The sequence below is a fragment of the Streptosporangium sp. NPDC020145 genome (genome assembly GCF_040631275.1).
Classification (GTDB): Bacteria; Actinomycetota; Actinomycetes; order Streptosporangiales; family Streptosporangiaceae; genus Streptosporangium.
Genome location: NZ_JBEXZT010000015.1, coordinates 93,809 through 115,286 on the forward strand (window position 1 = coordinate 93,809; position 21,478 = coordinate 115,286).

Annotated in this window: 22 protein-coding genes and 1 pseudogene; 17 read left to right on the plus strand and 6 right to left on the minus strand. The window is 68.9% G+C overall.

What is annotated here, in order from left to right:
* The 5 genes from ABZ463_RS25480 to ABZ463_RS25500 all read right to left on the minus strand — a co-directional run bounded on the left by ABZ463_RS25480 (position 1) and on the right by ABZ463_RS25500 (position 5,661).
* Positions 1-906 carry a sugar ABC transporter permease gene (locus ABZ463_RS25480; protein ID WP_362779651.1) on the minus strand — a complete coding sequence of 302 codons (906 nt, stop codon included), beginning with the start codon at positions 904-906 and terminating at the stop codon, positions 1-3.
* A 3-nt stretch (positions 907-909) separates the two neighbouring features.
* The gene (ngcE, locus tag ABZ463_RS25485; protein WP_362779654.1) at positions 910-2,319 is read right to left on the minus strand and encodes an N-acetylglucosamine/diacetylchitobiose ABC transporter substrate-binding protein; all 1,410 of its coding nucleotides are present in this window, start codon (positions 2,317-2,319) and stop codon (positions 910-912) included.
* Between the two features lie 85 nt (positions 2,320-2,404).
* Positions 2,405-3,355 (minus strand): BadF/BadG/BcrA/BcrD ATPase family protein, encoded by a 951-nt coding sequence (locus ABZ463_RS25490; RefSeq protein WP_362779656.1) that lies wholly within the window; start codon positions 3,353-3,355, stop codon positions 2,405-2,407.
* Positions 3,349-4,608: a 6-phospho-beta-glucosidase gene (locus ABZ463_RS25495; RefSeq protein ID WP_362779659.1), complete on the minus strand. Its 1,260-nt coding sequence runs from the start codon at positions 4,606-4,608 to the stop codon at positions 3,349-3,351. Before ABZ463_RS25495 ends, ABZ463_RS25490 begins: the two co-directional genes overlap by 7 nt.
* A 525-nt stretch (positions 4,609-5,133) precedes the next feature.
* Positions 5,134-5,661 (minus strand): SgcJ/EcaC family oxidoreductase, encoded by a 528-nt coding sequence (locus ABZ463_RS25500; RefSeq protein ID WP_362779661.1) that lies wholly within the window; start codon positions 5,659-5,661, stop codon positions 5,134-5,136.
* 66 nt (positions 5,662-5,727) lie between these two features.
* Here ABZ463_RS25500 and ABZ463_RS25505 point away from each other — a divergent pair, with 66 nt between their 5' ends.
* The 12 genes and pseudogenes from ABZ463_RS25505 to ABZ463_RS25560 all read left to right on the plus strand — a co-directional run bounded on the left by ABZ463_RS25505 (position 5,728) and on the right by ABZ463_RS25560 (position 15,703).
* Positions 5,728-6,186 carry a MarR family transcriptional regulator gene (locus ABZ463_RS25505; RefSeq protein WP_362779664.1) on the plus strand — a complete coding sequence of 153 codons (459 nt, stop codon included), beginning with the start codon at positions 5,728-5,730 and terminating at the stop codon, positions 6,184-6,186.
* Positions 6,187-6,324: 138 nt separating this feature from the next.
* A complete protein-coding gene (locus ABZ463_RS25510; protein ID WP_352014984.1) occupies positions 6,325-6,888 on the plus strand; it encodes a hypothetical protein in 564 nt (187 codons plus the stop codon).
* A 240-nt stretch (positions 6,889-7,128) separates the two neighbouring features.
* Positions 7,129-7,704, plus strand: a complete 576-nt coding sequence (locus ABZ463_RS25515) for a TetR/AcrR family transcriptional regulator (protein ID WP_362779667.1) — start codon at positions 7,129-7,131, stop codon at positions 7,702-7,704.
* Entirely contained in the window at positions 7,704-8,882 is a 1,179-nt protein-coding gene (locus tag ABZ463_RS25520; RefSeq protein ID WP_362779670.1) for an FAD-dependent oxidoreductase, read from the plus strand. Before ABZ463_RS25515 ends, ABZ463_RS25520 begins: the two co-directional genes overlap by 1 nt.
* 298 nt (positions 8,883-9,180) lie before the next feature.
* Positions 9,181-10,098 (plus strand): urea transporter, encoded by a 918-nt coding sequence (locus ABZ463_RS25525; protein ID WP_362779673.1) that lies wholly within the window; start codon positions 9,181-9,183, stop codon positions 10,096-10,098.
* 28 nt (positions 10,099-10,126) lie between these two features.
* Positions 10,127-10,435, plus strand: coding sequence for an urease subunit gamma (ureA, locus tag ABZ463_RS25530; protein ID WP_362779676.1), 309 nt, complete (start codon positions 10,127-10,129; stop codon positions 10,433-10,435).
* The gene (locus ABZ463_RS25535; protein ID WP_362779679.1) at positions 10,432-11,184 is read left to right on the plus strand and encodes a hypothetical protein; all 753 of its coding nucleotides are present in this window, start codon (positions 10,432-10,434) and stop codon (positions 11,182-11,184) included. The genes ureA and ABZ463_RS25535 overlap by 4 nt, the downstream gene beginning before the upstream one ends.
* Positions 11,174-11,476, plus strand: a pseudogene (gene ureB, locus ABZ463_RS25540) (urease subunit beta); the annotation flags it as partial. The gene ABZ463_RS25535 and the pseudogene ureB, both read left to right, overlap by 11 nt.
* Before the next feature lie 176 nt (positions 11,477-11,652).
* Positions 11,653-13,371 carry an urease subunit alpha gene (ureC, locus tag ABZ463_RS25545; protein ID WP_362779682.1) on the plus strand — a complete coding sequence of 573 codons (1,719 nt, stop codon included), beginning with the start codon at positions 11,653-11,655 and terminating at the stop codon, positions 13,369-13,371.
* Positions 13,368-14,090 (plus strand): urease accessory UreF family protein, encoded by a 723-nt coding sequence (locus ABZ463_RS25550; protein ID WP_362779684.1) that lies wholly within the window; start codon positions 13,368-13,370, stop codon positions 14,088-14,090. The genes ureC and ABZ463_RS25550 overlap by 4 nt, the downstream gene beginning before the upstream one ends.
* Before the next feature lie 24 nt (positions 14,091-14,114).
* On the plus strand, positions 14,115-14,750 hold the full coding sequence (gene ureG / locus ABZ463_RS25555; RefSeq protein ID WP_362779687.1) for an urease accessory protein UreG: 636 nt from the start codon (positions 14,115-14,117) through the stop codon (positions 14,748-14,750).
* Positions 14,732-15,703, plus strand: coding sequence for an urease accessory protein UreD (locus ABZ463_RS25560; RefSeq protein WP_362779689.1), 972 nt, complete (start codon positions 14,732-14,734; stop codon positions 15,701-15,703). Before ureG ends, ABZ463_RS25560 begins: the two co-directional genes overlap by 19 nt.
* A 19-nt stretch (positions 15,704-15,722) precedes the next feature.
* Here the strand turns inward: ABZ463_RS25560 and ABZ463_RS25565 are convergent, their stop codons facing one another.
* Positions 15,723-16,934 (minus strand): ammonium transporter, encoded by a 1,212-nt coding sequence (locus ABZ463_RS25565; RefSeq protein WP_362779692.1) that lies wholly within the window; start codon positions 16,932-16,934, stop codon positions 15,723-15,725.
* Positions 16,935-17,600: 666 nt separating this feature from the next.
* On the opposite strand from ABZ463_RS25565, the gene ABZ463_RS25570 reads away from it, so the two are divergent.
* From ABZ463_RS25570 to ABZ463_RS25590, 5 genes are all read left to right on the plus strand, one after another.
* A complete protein-coding gene (locus tag ABZ463_RS25570) occupies positions 17,601-17,930 on the plus strand; it encodes a PadR family transcriptional regulator (protein WP_352014981.1) in 330 nt (109 codons plus the stop codon).
* 2 nt (positions 17,931-17,932) lie between these two features.
* Positions 17,933-18,334 carry a DUF1048 domain-containing protein gene (locus tag ABZ463_RS25575; RefSeq protein WP_362779694.1) on the plus strand — a complete coding sequence of 134 codons (402 nt, stop codon included), beginning with the start codon at positions 17,933-17,935 and terminating at the stop codon, positions 18,332-18,334.
* Positions 18,334-19,098, plus strand: coding sequence for an ABC transporter ATP-binding protein (locus ABZ463_RS25580; RefSeq protein WP_352014979.1), 765 nt, complete (start codon positions 18,334-18,336; stop codon positions 19,096-19,098). The genes ABZ463_RS25575 and ABZ463_RS25580 overlap by 1 nt, the downstream gene beginning before the upstream one ends.
* 9 nt (positions 19,099-19,107) lie before the next feature.
* Positions 19,108-19,869, plus strand: coding sequence for an ABC transporter permease (locus ABZ463_RS25585; RefSeq protein WP_352014978.1), 762 nt, complete (start codon positions 19,108-19,110; stop codon positions 19,867-19,869).
* Positions 19,870-20,235: 366 nt separating this feature from the next.
* Positions 20,236-21,441, plus strand: a complete 1,206-nt coding sequence (locus ABZ463_RS25590) for a cytochrome P450 (protein WP_362779698.1) — start codon at positions 20,236-20,238, stop codon at positions 21,439-21,441.
* The last annotated feature ends 37 nt before the right edge of the window (positions 21,442-21,478 follow it).

The window sequence follows — 21,478 nt, forward strand, 5'->3', positions numbered from 1 at the left end:
TCAGTAGACGATCCTCTCGCGCCTGGTGACCCGCATCGTCAGTGCGGCGAAGGTGAGGGTCAGGAAGAACAGCGCCACACCGAGCGCCGAGGCGTAGCCGAACCGCGAGTAGCCGAAGGCGTTCTTGTAGATCTCCGTGGCCAGCACCGTGGTCGCGCCGTCCGGCCCGCCCTGCTCGATGGAGAGCACGTTGACCAGGGCGAAGCCGTCGAAGGCCGCGATCCCGAGATAGATCCAGCCGACCTGGACGGTGTCCCAGAGCAGCGGCAGGGTGATGGAGAAGAACAGCCGGGTACGGCTGGCGCCGTCCAGGGAGGCCGCCTCGAAGACGTCCTTCGGGATGGCGGCCATCCCCGCCGAGAAGAGGACGACGTAGAAACCGACCGCCTGCCAGACCATCACGGCGATGATCGACCAGAGCGCGAGTCTCTGGTCGGTCAGCCACCCGATCGGTTCCATGCCCAGCTTGACGAGGGCGCCGTTGACCACGCCACTGGCGTCGGGGCGGTAGACGGCCTTGAACAGCACGCCGACCACCGCCACCGCGAGCACCTGCGGCAGGAAGAAGACGACCCGGTAGAAACCGGAGCCCTTGACCCCGGTCATCGTGCCGCCGCGTGAGCCACCCGCCACGTTCAGCAGGTAGGCGAACAGCAGCGCGAGGAGAACCGTGACCAGCGGCATGGCGACGAGCAGGACCGCGTGGTTGCGGATCGCCTGCCAGAAGGTCTCGTTGCCGAACATCCGCCGGAAGTTGTCCAGCCCGACGAAGTTGAGCTTGGCCGAGACTCCCCGCCAGTCGGTCAGCGCGATCTGGAACGCCTGCACGTACGGGCTGATGACGAAGATGCCGTAGAGAACGACGGGAAGGAGCAGGAATCCCGCGACGAAGCCGTGCCGCCTCATCGGTCAGACGGTCCGGTTCTGCTTGGCGATGGAGGAGTCGGCCTTGAGCTCGTCCGCCTTCTTCTGCATGTTCTCGCAGAACTGGTCGGCGGTGATGCGACCGGCCATGACCGAGTTGGTCTGGGTCTGGCCGTGGTCGAACAGCTCCTTGTACCAGGTCTCGAAGCGGGCGTCGGTGATGGTGTTCTTCCCGGCGGCCTCCTGGGCCTTGGCGGCGCTGTTGACCGCCGAGGTGAGCTGCAGACCGTCCACCAGGCCGTTGACGATGGTGAGGTTCTTGGTCATCTCGGTGTAGCCGCGCGCGCCCTCCCTGGAGAGCATCATGCGCAGGTAGTCCAGGCCGCCCTGCGGGTTCTTGCCCTTGGCCGCGACGAAGAAGGCCTCGGAGACCCCGATCATGATCGCCTCGTACGGCAGGGCGTCCGCGGCGGTGATGCTCGGCACCGGGGCGATGGCGTACTCGAAGGTGTCCGGCTTGTCCTTGGCCATCTCGTTCTCCAGCCAGGAGCCGCACGGGTAGAACAGGACCTTGTCCTGCAGGTGCTTGATCTGGGTCTGGGTGTGGTCGAGACCGAAGTAGGCCTTGTCGCCGTAGTCCTTCTGGATCTGCGCCCAGGCGGCGACGGCCTGCCGGACCGGCTCGGCGGTCCAGGCGCCGTCGGCCAGGTTGTCGATGTCGATGATGACCTTGTTGCCGCCGACCTTGGCGGCGCTGTAGACGAGGTTCCACAGCTGGTAGAACGGGCCGACCTGGCCGGGGTAGGCGAACAGGGTGATCCCGGCCTTCTTCGCCTCCTCGCCGAGGGTGTTGAACTCCGCCCAGGTCTTGGGAACGGTCCAGCCCTTGGACTCGAAGAGCTTGGCGTTGTACCACAGGGCGCGGTGGGCCACGGTGTACTGCAGGACCCTCGGCACGCCGTCGATCAGCGAGTTCTCGTAGGCGCCGCCGACGAGGGTGTCCTTGACCTTCTTGTCGGGGAAGGCCAGGGAGGGGGCCTCGAAGAGCGGGGTGAGGTCGGCCAGGTGTCCCTCCTGGACCAGCGACTGCAGGTCGAGCGCCTCGGGGCCCGAGTTGTTGACCACGTCGGGCACGTCACCGGCGATGAAGCGGGGGCGCAGCTGGGTGCCGACCTTCTGCGTGGCGACGTGCTTGAGCTCGGCCTTCGGGTACGCCTTGCGGTAGGCGGCCTCGTGCAGGTCCACGGCGTACTTGTCGCCGTTGCCGCCGCTGAAGATGACGACTTCCAGCCGCCGGGTGGCGTCCACGCCGAGCGGGTTGTTCGTTGAGGTCGCGGCGGCGGAGGCGGTGGGGCTGGGGGCGGCTTCGCGACCGGCGGTCGCGCAGGCGGCGAGAGGGGTGGCGAGCGCGGCGAGACCGAGCCCGCGCAGGACTTCGCGGCGGCTGAGGGACATGCTTCCTCCTGGCGCTAACCGTCCGGATACCTTCCAGACGGTTAGCGGCCGACTATAGGTCGCCTCTCCTCAACCCGTCAAGAGTTCAGAACCGCCCGAGCAGCCGGGCTTTCGCGTCCTCACCTGCGCCGATGTGATCCAGGGCGCTCAACGCCGCGCCCACGACGGGCGGCAGTTCGGCGACGACCCGCTCCGCCAGCGGCATGCGGGCCGCGAACCGTTCGTCGAGCAGCGTGGTGAGCAGCGGATCGCGGGCCCGCAGCACGCCCCCGCCCAGGACCACCTCGGTCGGCGTACCGAGCAGGTCGAGCCGGGTGAGGCAGACCTGGGCCATCGTGGCGATCTCGTCGGCCAGCCGCGAGACCAGCCCACGGGCGATCTCGTCGCCGTCCGCGGCCACCCTGAACAGCCCCGGCGTCAGCTCAAGCAGCCGTTCCCGTCCCAGGACGCCGAGGTGCAGGTCGATCACCACCCGCTCGACCGTGTCCGCGCCGAAGTGCGACCTGACCAGCTCGGCGAGCCCGGTCGGGGCTCCCCTGCCGTCCTCGGCGCGGGCCGCGTGCCAGAGCGTCTCCGACGACAGGCCGAGACCGCCGCCCCAGTCGCCGCTGATCGCCCCCAGGGACAGGAACCGGGCGACCCGCCCCGACGGCGCGACGCCGACCGCGTTGATCCCCGCGCCGCAGACCACCGCGACCCCCCACGGGCCGGACGCCCCCGACCGCAGGAGGGCGAAGGTGTCGTTGCGCACCACGACGTCCCTGGCCAGCGCGCGCCCCGAGATCTCGGCCTCGATCGCCCGCTCCTCCTCGGGCAGGTCAACCCCGGCCAGGAAGGTGACCAGGTGGTCGGCCCGGCCGGTGAACCCGATCTCCTGCCGTACCACCCTCTCGATGACGTCGGTCGCGGGCCCGACCCCCTCGCTCTGCGGCGCGAAGGGGCCACCCCGGCCACGGGCGAGGATCTCGCCGAGCTCGTTCAGCAGCACCACGTCGGTCTTGCTGTTGCCGCCGTCGACGGCCAGCACGTTCACCACGACAGGTACCCGCTGTTCTTCTCCAGCAGCAGCTCGGTCAGTTCGGCGGCGATCGCCTCCTGCCCGACCAGCGGGTGCGCGAGAAGCGCGTTGCGCACCCGGTCCGCCCCGCCGTACAGCGCCGCCTGCAGGGCCAGCTCCTCGTAGGCGGACACGCCCGCGATCAGGCCCGCGTAGAGCGGCTCGACCGGCTCGACCGGCTCGACCGGCAACGGTACGGCTCCCGCCGCGGTGACCTTCGCGGGCACCTCGACGACCGCGTCGTCGGACAGGAAGGGCAGCGTGCCGTTGTTGCGGGTGTTGACCACCTGCACGTCACCGCGGTCGCCGAGCAGCGAGGCGATGAGCGCCACGGCCGCCTCGGAGTAGAAGGCCCCGCCGCGCTTGGCCAGCTGCTCGGGCTTGGTGTCGACGGAGGGGTCGGCGTAGAGCCTGAGCAGCTGCTCCTCAAGCGCCGCGACCTCCGAGGCCCGGGAGGGCCGGGTCCGCTGCTCCTCGACCACCAGGTCGTGGGCGTAGAAGTAACGCAGGTAGTAGGAGGGCACGACCTGGAGACGCTCGATGAGCTCCAGCGGCAGGCGCAGGTCGTCGGCGATGGCCTGCCCGTGCTCGGCGATCAACCTGGGCAGCACGTTCTCGCCGTCCACGTACACCGCGCGCTCCCAGGTCAGGTGGTTGAGCCCGACATGGCCGAGCCGGACCCGCTCGGGGGCCAGGCCGAGGTGGTCGGCGAAGCGGCGCTGGAAGCCGATCGCCACGTTGCACAGCCCGATCGCACGGTGCCCGTCGTCCAGCAGCGCCCTGGTCACGATGCCGACGGGGTTGGTGAAGTCGACGATCCAGGCCTCCGGGGCGTGCTCCCTGACCGTGGCCGCCAAGCCGCGCACGACCGGCACCGTGCGCAGGGCCTTGGCCAGGCCTCCGGCGCCGGTGGTCTCCTGTCCGACACAGCCGCACGCCAGCGGGAACGTCTCGTCGACGTCGCGTGCCGCCTGGCCGCCCACCCTGAGCTGGAAGAGTACGGCCTGCGCGCCCTCGACACCCCGCTGGAGGTCGGAGGTGGCGACGACCTCGGCGGGGTGCCCGGCCCGGGCCAGCATGCGGCGGGAGACCCCCGCGACCAGCTCAAGACGGGAGGCGTCGGGATCGACGAGCGCGATCTCGGTCAACGGGAGCTCGTCACGCAGGCGGGCGAACCCGTCGATCAGCTCCGGCGTGTAGGTCGAACCGCCTCCGACAACGGCGAGTTTCACTGGCGTCCTTCCGATCTTCTGGTCCGCAGGTTAGGAAACTTTCCTAACTTTTGGACAAATCTAGAAAGAAGGGGAGCATCCAGTCAATACATGACATTGGCTTGCGGCGCGCCGGGAGCGTCGGCGGTGATCCACATCCTGGGACGTCGCGCCGGGGCCGGTGGTCCGCGTCCTGGGGTGCTGCGCCGGGAGGCCGGTGGTCCACGTCCTGGAGCCGTCGCGCTGGGAGGCCGGTGGTCCACGTCCTGGAGCCGTCGCGCTGGGAGGCCGGTGGTCCACGTCCCGGGCCGTCGCGTCATGGGAGAAAGCCGGTCCGTCCTTTTCCCTTCGCGGGACGAGGGCGTGATCGACGACCGGGAGAATTCCGCCGAGGGCGTCTTCGCCGAGCCCTCTCCGAGCTTTTTCCGGGATCTTCTCCGGGCTTTCCCCAGGGGTTTCCCCGCGTTTCCCGCACTCGGTGCGCGTTCGCCGACGATCCTCGGGCACCTGCTCTGAGTAGCGGAAACGCAGCGGAAACAATGTCCTTTAGCGGGATCGGTTCTGGCCGACGCCGAATCGGCGCGCGACACGTGACATCAGCCGGGACATCCTCGAAGGAAACGCGTCGGGCTCGGGAACGGCGATGGGGCGGACGCGGCCGTTGTGAATGGCGCCGATTCTCCAGCCGGTTTCCGTCCGCACCACGACGACGGTCTGCCGCGACAGCCGCCGCCTGGGGAGGGTGGACCGCCACGGCATCAGGACGGAGGCCGTACCGTGCACGACCGCCACGTCCGGGGTGAGGTATCGGATCGACTCCAGGTCGCCGACCAGCGCGGAGTCGGCCAGGACGCCGCGGAAGAGCTTGTCATGGTTGTGCTGGTGGGCCCGGCGGCCACGGGCGACGGTCCCGTCGTAGGAGACGTAGTCGGAGTCGTCGGTGAACAGCGCGCCGAACGCCTGGGCGTCACCCGCCGTCCAGGCCGCGAGGAAGTCGGCGAAGAGCCTCTCGATCTCGGCGGTGTCGTCGGTTCGCGGGCTGGAAGCGGTGCCGGTGAGGATGGTCGAGCGCATGGGGATCCCTCCGTACGTGATATCGTCGTTTCGACGAACGAAATGTACGATATCAGAAAGCTTCGAATGTCGAAACAAGCTGTCATCGGAGAGATCGCGACGGAGCTGCGGCGGCTGCAGCAGAGCTTCGACGCCTTCGACGAGGCGGCCGCCGCCCGGCTGCGCCTCAACCGCACCGACCTGCGCTGCCTCGACGTGGTGCTCGCCGAGGGCCCGGTGCCCGCGGGCGTGCTCAGTCTCGCGCTGAAGCTCAGTCCGGCGGCCACCACCACGGTCATCGACCGGCTGGAGCGCGCCGGAATGGTGGTCCGCTCCACGGATCCGGAGAACCGTCGCCGGGTCCTGGTCTCCGCGACCGACGCCGCCCGCTCGGCCGAGGCTGAGATCTTCGTCCCGGTCGGCCGGGCGGGTGCCCAGGCGCTGGGGGAGTACGGGCCGGACCAGCTGGCCGTCATCCTCGATTTCCTGCGTACCGCCCGAAGAGTCCAGGAGGATCAGGCCGCCCGGGTCAGGGCCCTCTCCTGAGCCGGGCCTCACCTTCCGGTGAGTCATGCCTGCCCGTGGGGGATCAGTCCTCTGCTCCGACGGGCCCGTTGTGACCGGCCCGTCGTTGTTGGAACGATGTCACCCTCCGAAGTTGATCGACTACAGAGAGGGAGTGGCATGGGAAGGACCTACCGGACCCGTGGCGGGCGTGGCCTCGCAAGGATGGCGGTGGCCGCGATGCTGCTGCTCGGCTCCTGGGCGATGAGCAGCCTGGGCGCAACCGCCAACGCCGCCGCGGACGGCACCCAGCCCCTGGCCGCCGCCGCGAACGTCTACCGGATCGTCAACACGGCCTCCCACAGCTCGCTGCGGGCATACAACGAGGGCAACGCGGTCTTCGTCTCCAGCACCCGGGAGAATCCGGGACCGTTCGAGCTGTGGGAGATCACCCCGGTCCAGGGCGGGTTCACGATCAAGAACGTCGGCCTGAGCCTCACCCGCGGTGCCGCCGTCTACGCCTCGGTGTCACGGTCGGAGGAGGGGGAGCCGGTCATCACCGACCGTCAGCCGACCACCTGGTCCGTGGAGTCGGCGGGCGGCGGCACCTTCGTCGTCAAGGCGCCCAACGAGGACCTGCTGTGGAACGTCGAGCCCCCGGTGGTTCCACGCGGCGATGTGGCGCTGCGCGGCGCGAACGGGTCCGACACCCAGCGCTGGCAGTTCGTGCCCGTGAACGAGTAAGACCCGTAGGACTCCCCTCCTGAGGAGGGTGAAACGGCCCGCTTCCTGATTTTCCGCAGCGCATCACACGCGTGAGCGAGGAGGCGGGCCGTTTTTGTTTGGCCGGCTCCGGTGAACCCCGTCTGATCGACCTCGCTCCTCTCCGCCACGCCGACGGCTTGGGGGGTATATTTTGGGCAACTGTCCAAGTCGATTGTCCAAGGCATATGTCCAGAGGAGCGGGAGACGGTGGAGAAATCGGTGGAACGAGGTCGGGCGACCAGGCAGCGGTTGTTCGACGCCGCGGTGGCGTTGATCGGCGAGGTCGGTTGGGGCGGCGTCACCACACGGATGGTCGCCGAACGCGCGGGGGTGGCTCCGGGTGTGGTGCACTACCACTTCGCGTCGGTGACGGACCTGCTGGTCGAGGCCTCGACCGCGTTCGCCGGCGCGTTGTTCGGTGAGGTCGCGCACCGGCTGGCCGAACAGCCGGACATCGAGAGCGGCCTCGACTGGCTGCTGGGCGAACTGTCCGGCTACACCGGCACGGACCCCGCCTCCCTGTTGATCGTGGAGACGCACCTGGCCTCCGGCAGGCTCCCCGAGCTCCGCGCCCGGCTCCGCGACATGATCGACGACTTCCGTGCGTGCGTGGTCTCGTGGCTGCGCGCCCGCGGCCACACCGGTGACGCCGAGGCCGCCGCCGTCCTGCTCGCGGCGACCCTGGACGGCCTGGTGCTGCACCACAGCCTCGATCCCGCCATGGACGTCGCCGCGCTCGCCGGTCCCCTGCGGGCCATGCTGCGGGCGGACGGGCACGCGGGGAGTGAGGGGTGATGAGGGCGCTCATCTGCGGCGCGGGAATCGCCGGGCTCACCCTGGCCTGGCACCTGGAGCGCATGGGGTGGCAGGTCGAGGTGGTCGAACGCGCCCCCACCCTCCGGGACGGCGGATACATGATCGACTTCTACGGGCCGGGATACGAGGTGGCCGAGCGGATGGGCCTGGCCCCCCGCCTGCTTGAGGCCCGCTACCCGGTCAACGAACTCGGCTACGTCGACCGTGTCGGGCGGCGGACCAGCCGCCTGGTCATGCCCGAGTCCTTCAACCGGGTGGTGAGCCTGCTGCGCACCGACCTGGTCCGTGCCGTCCACGACGGCGTGCGCGCCCCGGTGACGTACGGCACCAGCGTCGCGGGCATCGAGCAGGACGGCGAAGGCGTCACCGTGGAGCTGACCGACGGCACGCGGCGCGAGGTCGACCTCCTCGTGGGCGCGGACGGAGCACATTCCCAGGTCAGGAAGCTGGCCTTCGGCGCCGAGAGCGGATTCGTGCGTTACCTCGGTCACCGGGTCGCCGCCTATGTCATCGACGACGAGGCGCTCAGCAGGAAGATCGGCACGCGCTACCAGATGCTGACCGTGCCGGGGCGGATGGCCGGTGCCTACGCGCTGCGCGGAGACCGGCTCGCGCTGCTGTTCCTGTGCCGCGAGCCCGACCCCACCCTGCCCGAAGACCCGGCCGCCTGGCTGCGGCACACCTACGGCGACCTCGGCTGGATCCTGCCGGAGGCGCTCTCCCGCTGCCCGGACCCCGCCGAGATCTACTGCGACCAGGTGACCCAGATCGACATGGAGCACTGGAGCACCGGACGGGTCGCCCTGCTCGGGGACGCCTGCCAGGCGGTGTCCCTCTTCGCCGGGCACGGCGCGTCCATGGCGATGGCCGGGGCGTGGGTGCTCGCCGACGAACTGGCGACGGCCGGAGCGGCCCGTGTCCCGGACGCGCTGGCCGCCTACCAGAGGCGGGTACGGCCGGCCATCGAGGAGGTGCAGGCGTTCGGTCGCCGGTTCATCCAGTGGATGGCGCCCTCCAGCGGGCTGCGCATCGCCGCACGTGACTGGATGCTCCGTCTGGCCTCCCTGCCGGGCGCTGACCGGCTGTTTCTCAACTCGCTCACCGCCGGTGGACACGGGCTCATCGTCACCCGCTCCGGAGGCGGTCTGCGGGGGTGATGGCCGGCCCGATGGCCGGTCACGTTCGGCGTCGGCGCTCGCTGGAGAGGACGGCCGGGTGAACGCGGACGAGGGGCAGATCGCCGCGTCAATGGTGATCTAGATGGCTTTATCCACTTGATGGTTGTCGTTGGTCTTTTCTCGCGTCGGCCATGGATACATGCCCATGTGTCGCGTCCTTCGGCCGGACAGGCGAGAGCTCTGACGGCGTCATCCGACAGCGGTGGAAACGGCTGGGTTCATGTCATCGGCGATGCCCCAGGCCTCTGGGCCTGCTTCACGCTCGCCCAGTGCGAACGTGTCCGGCGGGCTGCCGGTGATCCTGAAAGGCGTCGCGCAGGTCATCTTCCAGGCCAATCCGTGGACCGGACTGGCGTTCCTGATCGCGCTGTTCGTGGGCGGCTGGCGGTTCGGCCTGTTCGGACTGCTGGGCACGGTCGTCGCCACACTCACCGCGTACCTGCTGGGCGTCTCGTGGGCCGACCGGGTCGCGCTCGGGCTGGAGGGCTTCAGCGGCACGCTGACCGGGATCGGACTGGTCCTCTACCTTGACGCCAGATGGATCACCGTCCTACTGGTGGTCTTCGGCGCGGTCGCCGGGAGCGTCCTCACCTCAGCCTTGAACGTCCTGCTGAAGCCGTACAGCCTGCCCGCGTCCACCGCGCCGTTCTGTGTGATCACCACGGTGATGGTGGTCGGGGGGCCCGCGTTCGGCAGAGTCTGGAACCGGCACGCGGGCGCGGCTCCCCCGTCCGTGAAGGCACCTGGCATCGAGATGGACTGGACCCACCTGTGGCAGGGCACGCTCAGCGGTGTCGGTCAGGTGATGTTCCAGGGCCAGTGGTACGTCGGCCTGATCTTCCTCGTGGGCCTGGTGATCGCCGGATGGCGGCTGGGCCTGGTGGCCCTCATGTCCAGCCTGGCCGGTCTGCTCACCGGCTGGCTCCTGGGTGCTCAGGCCGCAGACCTGGGAGCCGGGCTCTACGGCTACAACTCGGTGCTGACGGGCATCGCCCTGTTCGGCACATTCGTCGTGGCCACGCCGGTCAGCGCCGTGTACGCGCTGATCGGCGTCGTCGCCGCGGCGGGTTTCACGGCGGGGGTCGGCAACCTGCTCACGGTGACCGGAGGACACACCCTGACCTGGCCGTTCGTGCTGGTGACGTGGGCGTTCCTGGCAGCGGTGCCGATGTTCTCCAGGCTTGAGTACGCGTGACGCGTGATCCGTTCAGAAAGGAACTCTCATGAACCTCACCCCCAGGGAGACGAGCAAGCTGCTGCTCTTCACCGCCGGCCAACTGGCGCGGCAGCGCAAGGACCGCGGTCTGAAACTCAACTATCCGGAGACGGTCGCGCTGATCAGTTGTGCGGTCGTCGAGGCCGCGCGGGACGGCAAGTCCGTCGCCGAGTGCATGGAGCTGGGCAAGAAGATCGTCGGCCCGGACGACGTCCTGCCGGGCGTACGCGGGATGCTGACGTTGTTGCAGGTCGAGGCGGTGTTCGACGACGGGACCAAGCTGGTCTCCTGCCACGATCCGGTCGGCGGGAAATGACGTCGCCCCGCTACGGAACCCTGCTCGCGGGCGGCGCCGAGAGCCTGGGCGGTTCCTGCCTGCCGTCGCTGCTGGGTCCGGACGCCCCGGCGGTGTGCGGGGCGGGCCGCGCGCTGTTGTCGGCGATCCCGCCGGATCCGACCGTGGTGGTGCCGATGACGCTGGGCCGGGAGCCGGAACTGCCGGATGTGACCGCCCAGGCGCTGCGGTGGGCGGCCCGTGGCCGTACGACAGGCGACCTGCTCCTCGCACGGCCGTTGGCCGACTCCGGCCACATGGTCGGCTGGCTGCGGGGAGCGATCGTGCACGCGAGGTTCGACACGCCGGCCACCACGGCCGTCCTGCTGGTGGCGCCCGCGATCGGGCCCGAGCCTGACGCCGAACTGTTCAGGGTCGCCCGGCTCGTCCGGCAGTACACGCCGGTCCGCTGGGTCGAGGTCGCGCTGACCGGAGGAGACCCGGACGTGGACGAGGGCGTCGAACGCTGCCGTGCGCTCGGCGCCGAGGAGGTCGTTCTGCTGCCCGCCTCGTTCGCCCCGGCGCCCGCGCACGCGGAGGCGCGCACGCTGGGAACCGTGCTCGGGCGGGCCTCGCTCACCACGCTCATCGACCGGCGCGCCGCCGAGGCCGTGTGTCGCTGGAGCAGCCACCGCGACGACGGCCTGGCGCGGCGGACACCGCACACCCACACCCACGAGCCCCGCCGGTCGGCGGAACGTCTGAAGGAGAGACACACCCATGTCGGATGATCCGTACATCTACGGCGAGGGCGACCTCAAGCTGAACGTCGGTCAGCCACGCGTGACACTCACCGTGCACAACACCGGCGACCGCGCCGTCCAGATCGGCTCGCACTTCCACTTCTTCGAGGTGAACCGGGCCATGAACTTCGACCGGAAACAGGCCTTCGGCATGCGCCTGGACATTCCCGCGGGCACCGCCGTCCGCTTCGAGGCCGGCGACACCAAGCAGGTCACCCTCGTGGAGTACGGCGGAGGCAAACGCCTCGTGGGATTCGGTGGCCTGCTCAACGGCAGCATCCGAAGCCTTCAGGCCCGCCGCGACGCGTTCAAGCGCATGCACGAACGCGATTACCTCGACGAGCCGGAACCACAGGCGGCCAACCAGCCCAACCAGCCCAAGCAGGTCAAGCAGTCCAAACAAACCAGACAGGCCAAGAAACCGGGCACCGGCACGAAGCAGAAGGGCTGACCCGGATGACCAGCATCAGCCGCCAGCGGTACGCCCAGATGTACGGCCCGACGGTCGGTGACAGGATCCGGCTCGGCGACACCAACCTCGTCGTCGAGGTCGAGAAGGACCACACCGAGGGCCACTACGGCGACGAGACCCAGTACGGCGGCGGCAAGACCGCCAGGGACGGCATGGCCGCCGACCCGGCCTCGGACGGAACCGTCGCCCTCGACCTGGTCATCACCAACGCCGTGGTCATCGACCCGATCCTCGGCGTCGTCAAGGGCGACATCGGCGTCAAGGACGGCAAGATCGTCGGAGTGGGCAAGGCCGGCAACCCGCACACCCAGAACGGCGTCGACCGGCGCCTGATCGTCAGCGCCGCCACCGAGGTGATCTCGGGGGAGAACCTCATCGCCACCCCCGGCGCCATCGACACCCACGTCCACCTCATCTCTCCCGCGCAGGTCGAGAACGCCCTCAGCAACGGGATCACCACCCTCGTCGCCGGTGGCACCGGACCCGCGGACGGCAGCCGCGGCTGCACCACCACTCCCGGAGCCTGGAACATCGGCCGCATGCTGCAGGCCTTCGAGGACCTCCCGATCAACATCGGCGTGCTCGGCAAGGGCAACAGCAGCCTGCCCGGCGCGCTGGAGCGGCAGATCCGGGCGGGTGCCTGTGGGCTGAAGGTGCACGAGGACTGGGGCGCCACCCCGGCGGTGATCGACTGTTCGCTGTCGGTCGCCGACGAGCTCGACATCCAGATCACCCTGCACACCGACACCCTCAATGAGGCCGGTTTCGTCGAGGACACCATCAGCGCCATCAACGGGCGCGCGATCCACACCTACCACTCCGAGGGCGCCGGTGGCGGCCACGCCCCCGACATCCTGCGGGTGACCGGCGAGCCGAACGTGCTGCCCGCCTCGACGAACCCGACGCTGCCGTACACGGTCAACTCGGTCGATGAACTGCTCGACATGACCATGGTCTGCCACCACCTCAGCTACGACGTGCCCGAGGACGTGGCCTTCGCCGAGAGCCGGGTGCGCGCGGAGACCATCTCCGCCGAGACCGTTCTGCACGACCTGGGCATCATCAGCATCGTCGGCTCCGACTCCCAGGCGATGGGCCGCATCGGCGAGTCGTTCACCCGCGCCTTCCAGATCGCCCACCACTGCAAGGACAAGCGGGGCCCGCTGCCGGAGGACTCGGCCCGCAGTGACAACTTCCGGGTGCTGCGTTTCATCGCCAAGCTGACGATCAATCCGGCACGGGTGTCGGGAGTGGACCACACGATCGGCTCACTGGAGGACGGGAAGCTCGCGGACATCGTGCTGTGGCCGGTCGCGTCCTTCGCCGCCAAGCCGAAGATGGTCATCAAGGGCGGCCTGATCGGCTGGGCCCAGATGGGTGACGCGAACGCCTCACTGCCGACCCCGCAGCCCGTCTGCTACCGCCCGATGTTCGCCGCGCACGGCAGGGCACTGGCCGAGACGTGCGTCACCTTCATGTCGGGCGCGGGCATCGAGGCCGGTGTGCCCGAACGACTGGGGCTGCGGCGCATGATCCGCCCGGTCAGGAACTGCCGCACCATCGACAAGCGGCAGATGGTGCGCAACTCGACACTGGGCAACATCCAGGTCGATCCGGAGACCTACAAGGTGTCCTTCAACGGCGAACACGTGCACATCGAACCCGCGAGGAAGCTCCCGCTCAACCGGCTGTTCTTCCTGTGACGAGCGTCGACCAGGCCCGGGGAGAGGAGACGGGCCTCGCCTCGCTCCTGGCCCAGCTCCAGCTGACCGACTCGGGCTTCCCCAGCGGGATGTACACGCTCTCGCACGGGCTGGAGGGGTACGCGCAGCTCGGCCTGGTCGAGCCGGACGGGCTGTACGGCCTCCTCACCGACCTGCTGCGCCACATGGCGGGCCCGGCGGACGCGTCCGCGCTCGTCCTGGCCCACCGCGCGGTCCGCGCCGGTGACTGGGAACGGCTCGGGGAGGTCGACCGGAGACTGCACGCGATCAAACTCGTGCGGGAACAGCGCACCGCGTCGGTGCGCACAGGACGCCAGGTCCTCGACACGGCGGCGTTCGCCTTCCCGGTCCCCGAGGTCGCCCGGCTCGCCGAGCTGGTCGCCCGCAAGGCCACGCCCGGCAATCACGCGGTCGTCATCGGTACCGTCCACGCCGGTCTCGGTGTCTCCGAGGCGCAGGCCGTCGCGGGCGACCTCTACGCCTTCGCGGCGAGTTTCACGACCGCGGCGGTCCGCCTGGGCCGTACCGACTTCCGGCGCGCGCAGGCGCTGCTGCGTGATGTCCGGCCTGTCCTTGAGGCCGTCGCGCTCGCGACGCTCGCCGTCGACGATCCACTGGACCTGCACAGCTCGGTCCCCGTCGCCGACGCCGTCGCGGCCGCACACGAGCGGGCTCCGGCCCGGCTGTTCATCACCTGACCGATCACCGGAGGAAACGGCACGATGAAAATGGAAAAAGTCTTCAAGGTCGGGATCGGCGGTCCCGTGGGTTCAGGCAAGACCGCGCTGATCGAGGCTCTCGTCCCCATCCTGCGGGACAGGGGCCGCAGCATCGGGGTCATCACCAACGACATCTACACGCAGGAGGACGCCGAGCACGTCCGCCGTACCCTCGCCGGAATCCTCGAACCCGAACGCGTCGTCGGCGTCGAGACCGGCGCCTGCCCGCACACCGCCGTCCGTGACGACCCGACGATGAACCTCGCCGCCGGAGCCGACCTGCTGGAACGCTTCCCCGACATCGACCTGCTGCTCTTCGAGAGCGGTGGTGACAACCTCACACTCACCTTCAGCCCGGTGCTGGCGGATCTGTACATCTTCGTGCTCGACACCGCAGAAGGCGAGAAGATGCCGCGCAAGCGCGGTCCCGGCACCACGAACTCCGACCTGCTGGTCATCAACAAGATAGACATAGCCCAGTACGTGCGCACCGACCTGGGGGTCATGGAACGCGACGCGCGGCTCGTGCGCGGCGACGGGCCGGTCATCCTCACCGACTGCCTCACCGGTGTCGGCGTCGGCGAGGTCGCCGACCTCATCCAGAACCGGGCCAGGACCGCATGTACCGCTCCGGCCTGATCACGCCCAACGGAGGGGGCTCCACCTTCGACCGGCTCGCACCCGAGCGCTACGAACCGCACTGGATTCCCGAACCGGTCCGGCGGCACTCCACCCAGCCCGACACCCTGCCGGTCGGTTGCCCCGGCAAGGTCGGTGTGCTGGAGCTGGAGTTCCAGCGGACAGACGAGCGGACCGAGCTCACCGGGCACTTCCAGAAGGCGCCGCTGCACATCACCCGTCCGCACTACTACGACCCGATGCTGCCCGGCATGCCGTACGTCATGCTCATGATGTCCGGCGGCGGGGTGCTCCAGGGGGACCGCTACCGCCTCGACGTCTCCTGCGGCGCCGGCGCGTCCGTGCACCTGACCACACAGGGCTTCACCCGGCTCCACCGGATGGAGCGGAACCACGCCACGCAACTCGTCGAACTGGACGTCGGGCCCGGCGGTTACCTGGAGTACCTGCCCGATCCCACGATCGCCTTCGGCGGCAGCCGCTACTACCAGCGGACCGTCGTCACCGCCGCACCCGACGCCACCGTCGTGTTCGGCGAGACGATGATGGCCGGGCGGCTGGCCCGCGGGGAACGGCACGCCTACACGGCGTACTGCACCGACACGGAGATGCGGGAGCCCAACGGTGAGCTGGTGTTCGCCGACCCGCTGCGGCTCGTCCCCGGCGACGGGCCGGTGGACGGGCCCGCGGTCATGGCCGGTTTCGGCGTCATGTCCACCCTGTACGTCGTCACCGGCAGCCGTCCTCCCCAGGAGGTCGCCGACACGATGCACGAGGCTCTGACCGGCACCGGGCTGCGTGCCGGGACGGGCGTGCTGCCCGGTGGCCGGGGCGCCTGGGCGCGTTTCTTCGGCGACCGTTCCCCCGAGGTCCTGGCCGCCTGCCACGGGGTCTGGGACACCGTCCGCCGCGCCCTGATCGGTGTGCCCGCCCCGGCGTCGCGCAAGCCGTGACCCTGGGGCGGCGGACGGGTCAGTCGATACGGAGCTCGCTGTCCAGTCCCTCGGTCTGCTCGTTCTCGGTCGCGCGGAGTCCGAACAGGCGGTCCACGGCCTTGCCGATGAGATACATGAGCACGAAGCTGTAGGCGCCGACGGCGAGAATCGCGACGAGCTGCTTGCCGAGCAGTGAGATCGACCCGCCGTAGAACACCCCGGCGGTCGTGCTGCCGTACCTGCCGGTGGCGAAGAGGCCCAGCAGCACGACGCCGACGATGCCGCCCGCTCCGTGGATGCCCACGACGTCCAGCGTGTCGTCGTAGCCGACGGTGGTCTTGATCTCCACGGCGTAGGCGCAGACCACGGCGGCCACGATGCCGATGATCGTCGCGCCGAGAAGGTTGACGTATCCGCACGCCGGGGTGATGGCCACCAGCCCGGCGAGCGCGCCGGTCGTGCCGCCGAGCCGGGAGAAGCGGCCGAACCGGTGGCGTTCGAGCATCATCCAGGTGATCATCGCGACGCAACCGCACATCATCGTGTTGGTCACCGCGTTGACCGCCAGCGCGCCGTCGGTCATGGCCGACCCGCCGTTGAAGCCGAACCAGCCGAACCACAGCAGCCCCATGCCGGTCATCACCATCGGGACGTTCCTCGGCTGCGGCGGCCCCTCCCGGCGGAACCGTACGGACGGGCCGAGCACCAGCGCCAGGGCCAGGCCGGAGATCCCGGAGTTGAGCTCGACGACCAGGCCCCCGGCGAAGTCGAGCACTCCCCAGCGGTGGAGCCATCCGCCTTCGGAGAACACCCAGTGTGCGATCGGCAGGTAGACCAGCGTGACCCAGACAACCCCGAGGATCATCCAGGGTCCGAGCCGGACCCGGTTGGCGACCGAACCGCTGATCAGCGCGAGGGTGATGATGGCGAAACTGAGCTGGAAGAGTGAGAAGACGTACAACGGCACCTTGCCGTACAGCGTGGACGGGGTGGTGCCGAACGACCAGTCGCTCCAGCCGAGCAGCCCGGCCCCGCCCACGTCTCTGCCGAAGGCCAGCCCGTAGCCGTACAGGAACCAGATCACCGTCACCACGGCGATGGCGACGAAGCTCATGTACAGGACGCTGATCAGGTTCTTCGCACGGACCATGCCGCCGTAGAAGAGCGCGAGACCCGGTGTCATGAGCAGCACCATCGTGAAGCTCACGAGCGCCCACGCGGAGTCCCCGGTATTCAGGCCAGATGGCATGTCAGAGCTCTTTCGGTATGCGGGCCGTGGAGTGATTTATGACCCTCGTCATGCCACGCGAAAACGCTTCGTGAAACCTTTCCATGTCCCGGCCTGATCCTGTGGAGATCCTTTGCCGATGGCGTGTGCGAATGAAATGGTGTCGCAGGTCACCGGCAGCCTGTGGCGTTCCTGACGTGGATGGATGCGGTTTCACGACCTTCTTGCACGACTGCGGTGATTCGCGGCCACAGCGAAACGGTCAGGGCGTTCGGCTTCTCGTCGCAGGATTTGACAATGGTCCGGGTCCAGTCAGAGAAACGCTGTGAACATTCCAGCCGTGGGCATTGGGCCGCACTGGAAAAGCTCATCGGACACGCTCGGGAAGAGCCGCGCATCCGCCGTCACCGAGGCCGGGGGAAGGCCGACCGCGCCGGCCACGGTCACGAGGCCGAACTCCTGACCTCCGCCCGCTGCCGGGCGCCTCACCGTCTGAGGCGACGGTCGTTGCGGAGCCGTACGGCCTGGGCCCTGGTCTTCGCGTCCCCCTGGCGCCCCCGCTCCCTCGTGGAGCGCTCGGAGGCTCACGGATCAAGGTCGCAGGTATTTGGTGTTGCTAAGTACCGGTAGTCAGTGTTACTTTCTACTGGTACTTAGCACTATCGAGTAGCTGAAAGGGGGCACTCCATGGGCAAACAGGCTACGGAGATGCTCAAGGGAACACTGGAGGGCATCGTCCTGGCGATCCTCTCCACCCGGGCCGCCTACGGCTACGAGATCACAGCATGGCTGCGTGAACAGGGCTTCTCCGACATCGCCGAGGGCACCATCTACGCACTGCTGGTCAGGATCGAACAGCGCGGCCTGGTCGATGTGGCGAAGGTCCCCTCGGAGAAGGGGCCGCCACGCAAGGTGTACTCCCTGAACGCCCAGGGGCGGGAGTACCTCGACGAGTTCTGGAGAACCTGGGCATTCCTCGCCGAAAGGCTTGAACAACTCCGCGAAGGGAGCAACTAGACATGACCAGAGAACCGGACGAGTCGAAGAGCCGCTACCTGAAGTACCTGGAGGTCGTCACCGGGTCGCTGGAGGAGAAGAAGCGCTACCGGCAGTACAAGGCACGGATCAAGCAGCTTCCCGAGAACTACCGCATCGCGGTCGAGGCGCTGGAGCGCTACCTGATGCACTTCGGCCCGGTCGACGGCGCGGGCGCGATGGAGATGTACGAGGACCTGGCCGACCTGTTCGAACAGAGCGTGTCGGACGGAACCCCGATCCGCGACGTCTTCGGCGACGACCCCGTGGAGTTCGTCGAGGCCTTCATCCAGAACTACCCGGCCGGGCAGTACCGGGCCCGCGAGCGCAACCGCTTCACCGACGCCATCGCCCGCGCCGCGGGGGAGAAGGACAGGACCGTCTGATGACGACACAACAAACCCCCGCCATCCAGGTGCGGGACCTGCGGAAGTCCTACAAGGACCTGCACGTCCTGCGCGGCGTGGACTTCGAGGTGGCGCGGGGCAGCGTCTTCGCGCTGCTCGGCTCCAACGGCGCGGGCAAGACCACCGCCGTGAGGATCATGTCCACCCTGCTCAAGCCCGACGCCGGAGTCGTCCGCGTCAACGGCTTCGACGTCACCACCCAGGCGGCGAACGTCCGTGAGTCGATCAGCCTGACCGGGCAGTTCGCCGCGGTCGACGAGATCCTCACCGGCAGGGAGAACCTCATGCTGGTCGCCCGCCTGCGCCACCTCGCCAACCCCGCCCAGGTCGCCGACGACCTGCTGCGCCGCTTCTCCCTGACCGACGCCGGGGGACGCAGGGCGGCCACCTACTCCGGCGGCATGCGCCGCCGCCTCGACATCGCGATGAGCCTCATCGGCGACCCGCCGATCATCTTCCTCGACGAACCCACCACCGGCCTGGACCCCCAGGCCCGCCTGGAGGTCTGGCAGACCGTCAGGGACCTCACCGCCCAGGGCACCACGGTCCTGCTCACCACCCAGTACCTCGACGAGGCCGAACACCTCGCCGACCGGATCGCGATCCTCCACCAGGGCCGCATCATCGTCGACGGCACCCTCGCCGACCTCAAGCGGCTGCTGCCGCCCGCCAAGGTCGAATACGTGGAGAAGCAGCCGTCCCTGGAGGAGATCTTCCTCACCCTCGTTGGCACGAACACCTAGGAACCCCCCATGACCAGGCACTTCCTCGGCGACACCGCCGTTCTGCTGGGACGATCCCTGCGCCACGTCACCCGAAGCGTGGACACCATCATCACCACCGCGATCATGCCGGTCGCCATGATGATCATGTTCGTCTACGTGTTCGGCGGCGCGATCAAGACCGGCACCGACTCCTACGTCAACTACCTGCTGCCCGGCATCCTGCTCATCACGGTAGCCTCGGGCATCGCCTACACCGCCTTCCGGATCTTCATGGACCTCAAGAGCGGCATCTTCGAACGCTTCCAGTCCATGCCCACCGCCCGCTCGGCCGTCCTGTGGGCGCACGTGCTGACCTCCCTGGCCGCCAACATCATCTCCCTGGCCATCGTCATACTCGTCGCCCTGGCCATGGGGTTCCGCTCCAGCGCACCCGTGACGGCCTGGCTCGCCGTCGCCGGGATCCTCATCCTGTTCACCCTGGCCCTGACCTGGATCGCCGTCATCCCCGGACTGTCCGCGAAGACCGTGGAGGGCGCCAGCGCCTTCTCCTACCCGCTGATCTTCCTGCCCTTCCTCAGCTCGGCCTTCGTCCCCACCGCCACCATGCCCGGCCCGCTGCGCTTCTTCGCCGAGCACCAGCCGGTGACCTCCATCGTCAACGCCATCCGCGCCCTGTTCACCGAGCAGCCGGTCGGCACGGACATCTGGACCGCCCTGGGCTGGTGCGTCGGCATCCTCGCCGTGGCCTACCTCTTCGCGATGAACACCTACCGCCGCAAGATCGCCTAGGCCGTGTCAACGACAGGAAGGAGGGTCGCGACGCGGTTCCCCTGAGCGGGAAACAGCACCTCCCCGGCGCGTCTCGCGTCGCCGGCCGGAGAACTTCAGAAGATTCACGCGAGACGAACACCAGGCTGTGAACAGGTCCCCCGGAGCAGGATCCCTGCCCGTGTGAGTGACGAACGGCCTCCCCGCAGAAGGCGTCGATGACTCCGCCGGATGCCGATGTCTCCCTCGATGTTGTTCGCGCACCAGGCCGCCACCGGCCGGGCAGAGCACGCCCTTTCCCGCACCGCACCCCTGGAACCGCACCGCACCGCACCCCTGGAACCGCACGCCACCCCTGAGCAGCACCGGACCCTGGAAGGAAAGACCATGTCCGAGTCCCCCCACACCGCCATGACGATGCCGACCGCGCGTCAGTCCGGCTGTCCCTTCGACCCGCCCAAGGAGCTGACCGAGGCCCGCGAGCAGAGCCCCATCAGCCGTCTGACCTTCGCCGACGGGCACCAGGGCTGGCTGGTCACCGGCTACGACCTGACCCGTTCCATCCTGGCCGACCCGCGCTTCAGCTCCCGCAAGGAGCTCATGGTCCACCACCCGATGATCGACTACGGCGACGTCGAGGTTCCCCCGGCGCCTCCCGGCGAGTTCCTCCTCATGGACGAACCGCGGCACGGCCGCTACCGCAAGCCGCTGGTGGGCAAGTTCACCGTACGGCGGATGCGCCAGCTCACCGAGCGCGTCGAGCAGATCACCGCCGACCACCTGGACGCCATGGAACGGGCCGGGACGACGGCCGACCTGGTGACCGCGTTCGCCAAGCCCGTCCCCGCCATGGTGATCTGCGAACTCCTCGGCGTGCCGTACGAGGACCGGGACTTCTTCCAGGAGCACATCGACAACTTCCTCGGCGGAGAGGTCAGTGACGAGGTACTGATCGCCTCCTACCTCGCGGTCCAGCGGTACCTCGCGGAGCTGGTGGCCGCCAAGCGCGCCAACCCCACCGACGACGTGCTCAGCGACCTCCTCGACGGCGACCTGACCGACGAGGAGCTGAAGGGGATGGCCCTGATCCTGCTGTCGGCAGGCTTCGACACCACCGCGAACATGCTGGCGCTCGGCACCTTCGCGCTGCTGCAGAATCCGGAGCAGCTGGCCGCGCTGCGCGCCGACCCCACGCTCGTCGACCAGGCCGTCGAGGAGCTGCTGCGCTACCTCAGCGTCGTCAAGCAGTTCTACCGGGTCGCCCTTGAGGACGTCGAGGTGGGCGGCCGCATCATCACGGCGGGCACCATGGTCATCCTGGGCCTCAACACCGCCAACCGCGACCCCGAGCGTTTCCCCGACCCCCACAGGCTGGACCTCCGGCGACAGGACGGCGGGCACCTGGCCTTCAGCCACGGCATCCACCAGTGCCTGGGACAGCAGCTCGCCCGCGTCGAGATGCGTGTCGCCTTCCCCGCCCTGCTCAACCGCTTCCCCACACTGCGCCTGGCCGTACCGGCCGAGGAGGTCGCCCTGCGCCCGGAGATCGCGGACGTCTACGGGGTGAAGAGCCTCCCGGTCACCTGGTCGTGAAACCGCCGTCTCACGTTCGGGGCGTCCCGTACGTCTG

Excerpts from the sequence above, each read along its gene's own strand:
- ABZ463_RS25575 (WP_362779694.1), top strand. The coding sequence starts at position 17,933 with ATGACCAGAGAACCGGACGAGTCGAAGAGCCGCTACCTGAAGTACCTG.
- ABZ463_RS25570 (WP_352014981.1), top strand. The coding sequence starts at position 17,601 with ATGGGCAAACAGGCTACGGAGATGCTCAAGGGAACACTGGAGGGCATC.
- ABZ463_RS25590 (WP_362779698.1), top strand. The coding sequence starts at position 20,236 with ATGTCCGAGTCCCCCCACACCGCCATGACGATGCCGACCGCGCGTCAG.
- ABZ463_RS25560 (WP_362779689.1), top strand. The coding sequence starts at position 14,732 with ATGTACCGCTCCGGCCTGATCACGCCCAACGGAGGGGGCTCCACCTTC.
- ureA (WP_362779676.1), top strand. The coding sequence starts at position 10,127 with ATGAACCTCACCCCCAGGGAGACGAGCAAGCTGCTGCTCTTCACCGCC.
- ngcE (WP_362779654.1), bottom strand. The coding sequence starts at position 2,319 with ATGTCCCTCAGCCGCCGCGAAGTCCTGCGCGGGCTCGGTCTCGCCGCG.
- ureC (WP_362779682.1), top strand. The coding sequence starts at position 11,653 with ATGACCAGCATCAGCCGCCAGCGGTACGCCCAGATGTACGGCCCGACG.
- ABZ463_RS25520 (WP_362779670.1), top strand. The coding sequence starts at position 7,704 with ATGAGGGCGCTCATCTGCGGCGCGGGAATCGCCGGGCTCACCCTGGCC.
- ABZ463_RS25500 (WP_362779661.1), bottom strand. The coding sequence starts at position 5,661 with ATGCGCTCGACCATCCTCACCGGCACCGCTTCCAGCCCGCGAACCGAC.
- ABZ463_RS25535 (WP_362779679.1), top strand. The coding sequence starts at position 10,432 with ATGACGTCGCCCCGCTACGGAACCCTGCTCGCGGGCGGCGCCGAGAGC.
- ABZ463_RS25505 (WP_362779664.1), top strand. The coding sequence starts at position 5,728 with ATGTCGAAACAAGCTGTCATCGGAGAGATCGCGACGGAGCTGCGGCGG.
- ureG (WP_362779687.1), top strand. The coding sequence starts at position 14,115 with ATGAAAATGGAAAAAGTCTTCAAGGTCGGGATCGGCGGTCCCGTGGGT.
- ABZ463_RS25510 (WP_352014984.1), top strand. The coding sequence starts at position 6,325 with ATGGGAAGGACCTACCGGACCCGTGGCGGGCGTGGCCTCGCAAGGATG.
- ABZ463_RS25580 (WP_352014979.1), top strand. The coding sequence starts at position 18,334 with ATGACGACACAACAAACCCCCGCCATCCAGGTGCGGGACCTGCGGAAG.
- ABZ463_RS25480 (WP_362779651.1), bottom strand. The coding sequence starts at position 906 with ATGAGGCGGCACGGCTTCGTCGCGGGATTCCTGCTCCTTCCCGTCGTT.
- ABZ463_RS25565 (WP_362779692.1), bottom strand. The coding sequence starts at position 16,934 with ATGCCATCTGGCCTGAATACCGGGGACTCCGCGTGGGCGCTCGTGAGC.
- ABZ463_RS25585 (WP_352014978.1), top strand. The coding sequence starts at position 19,108 with ATGACCAGGCACTTCCTCGGCGACACCGCCGTTCTGCTGGGACGATCC.